Annotated in this window: 2 protein-coding genes and 1 pseudogene; 1 reads left to right on the forward strand and 2 read right to left on the reverse strand. The window is 76.5% G+C overall.

The features are described from left to right. A pseudogene (locus ACTUAL_RS10935) lies at nucleotides 1–616 on the forward strand (protochlorophyllide oxidoreductase); the annotation flags it as partial. A 61-nt stretch (nucleotides 617–677) separates the two neighbouring features. Here the strand turns inward: ACTUAL_RS10935 and ACTUAL_RS10940 are convergent. Further along, nucleotides 678–941, reverse strand: a complete 264-nt coding sequence (locus ACTUAL_RS10940; protein WP_253850203.1) for a GlsB/YeaQ/YmgE family stress response membrane protein — start codon at nucleotides 939–941, stop codon at nucleotides 678–680. A 121-nt stretch (nucleotides 942–1,062) separates the two neighbouring features. Then, a partial coding sequence (locus ACTUAL_RS10945; RefSeq protein ID WP_440900170.1) for a carboxylesterase family protein occupies nucleotides 1,063–2,254 on the reverse strand: 1,192 nt, incomplete at its 5' end.

A 2,254-nucleotide genomic window follows, 5' to 3' on the forward strand; every position in this document is an offset into this window, starting at 1 on the left:
GCTCACCCGCGACGGGTTCGAGCTCCAGATCGGCACCAACCACCTCGGACCGGCCGCGCTGACCTGGCTGCTGATGCCCGCCCTGCGCGCCGCCGGGACCCCGGAGCGGCCCGCCAGGGTGGTGACCACGTCCAGCCTGGGGCACCGCACCGGCGGGCTCGACCCCGCCGACCTGCACTGGGAGCGGCGGAGCTACTCGCCCACCCGCGCCTACGGGGCGTCCAAGCTCGCGAACCTGCTGTTCACCGCCGAGCTGGACCGGCGGTTGCGCCGCGCGGGCGACCCCGTGCTGTCGGTCGCCGCCCACCCCGGCCTGACCACCTCGCAACTGCTCGCCAACGCCCTCGCGCGCGGCGGCACGTGGAAGACCCGGCTGTACGCGCTGCCCGAGCGCTACCTGTCCCAGCCGGTCGCCGACGGCATCCTGCCCCAGGTGCTCGCCGCCACCGGACCGGTCGGCGGCGGGGACTACCTCGGGCCCACCCGGTTGTTCGGCACCAGGGGGCCTGCCGGGCCCGCGACGCGCTCGGCCACCGCCCGCGACCCGAGGCTCGCCGCCGAGCTGTGGCGGGCCACCGCCGCGGCCACCGGCGTCGCGCCCGACCCCGGCGAGTAGTCCCCAACGCGCGAGGCCCCCGCACCACCGGGTGCGGGGGCCTCGACGTGGTCGCGCGTCGTCACCGGACGCTGGAGCGGCGGTTGCCCGACAGGCCCTCGGCGACGCCGATCAGCAGCACGGAGGCGATCACGGCGACGATGAAGCCGAGCACGTTCAGCTCGAAGATGTCACCGGTGCCGAGCACGTTCGCGATCGTGCCGCCGATGACGGAGCCCACGAGCCCGAGCAACAGCGTCGCGATCACGCTGAGGTTCTGCTTGCCGGGCTTGATCAGGCGGGCGAGCGCGCCGATGATCAGGCCGGCGACGATGAACCCGATCATGTCACCCTCCAGGTAGTCGATGGTCCAACGCTGGCGGGATTCCCGAGCGGACCGCCACCCAATCGTCGTGCGACGCAGTTCACCTGAGGGTGTGGCCGTCACCGACCGTGCCCGGCGCGGCTCAGCCGAACACCTCCACCACCGGGTGCTCGGCGGAGTAGGCCGCCCACCCCGGTGACCCGGTGCCCGCGAACGCCACCCAGGCCCCGTGCACGCGCGCGGCGAGCCCCGCGGGCGCGGGGGTGGGGCCGAGCAGGCCGGTCGCGCCGTGCAACCACGGCGAGTCGGCGACGTCGAACACGAACGGCAGCTCCACGGTGTGCGCCGCGCCGAGCCGCCCGCCCAGCGCCGTCGAGCGGTGCGCGAAGGAGTAGACGTGCGTGCGCCCGCCCGAGATCCGCGCGTGCGCCCGCGCCAAGCGGTCCGTCCCGGCGCCGAACAGGACGGCCCCGAGCGCCTCCGCCCCCTCCTCCGGCTTCCCCTGCGGCACCACGTACAGCCGCCCCTCCTCGGTGTTCGTCCCGATCAGCAGGTCCACGTCGCGGGCCGGGCCGTCCGCGAGGGCGTCGGCGGGCTGCGCGTCCAGCACCAGGCTGAACGGGCTCAACCCGGCCAGCGGGTCGGCGGCGGCGCGAGTGCGCAGGTCGAGCCCGGCCAGCGCGGGCAGCACCGCCAGGAACCGCTCGTCCGGGGCCGCGCCGAACGCCTCGGCGGTCGGTTCCACCCCCAGCGCGGCGGACGCGGCGGCGGTGACCCGCCCCGCCTGCTCCGGGGTGAACGCCCCGGTCCCGCTGCCGCTCTGCACGACCGCCCGCCGGAACAGCCCCGTCGCCGCCGGTGTCGCGAGCAGCGCGCCCACCAGCGTCGCGCCCGCCGACTGGCCGAACACCGTCACGTGGCCGGGGTCCCCGCCGAACGCCGCGATCGTCGAGCGCACCCAGCCCAGCGCGGCGAGCACGTCCAGCAGCCCCCGGTTGCGCGGGGCGCCCGCCAGGTCCAGGAAACCGGGGACGCCCAGGCGGTAGTTCACCGTCACCAGCACGACGCCGTCGCGGGCGAACGCGCCGCCGTCGTAGAGCGCGGCCCGCGTCGACCCGGTGACGAACCCGCCGCCGTGCACGAACACCATCACCGGCCGCGCGCCGTCGTCGGCGGCCGGGGTGCGCACGTCGACGGTCAGGTACTCCGCGCCGCGCACCCACCCCGGCCCGAAGTAGGGCGTCAGGTCGAGCGCGCCGAAGTCGCGGACCGGTTGCGGCGCGGTGGGGGACGGGCGCGTGCCGTCGCGCACCCCGGACCAGCCGGGGTGCGGC

The organism is Actinosynnema sp., assembly GCF_052038725.1.

Coding starts and splice junctions, on each gene's coding strand:
- ACTUAL_RS10940 (WP_253850203.1), bottom strand. CDS start 941: ATGATCGGGTTCATCGTCGCCGGCCTGATCATCGGCGCGCTCGCCCGC.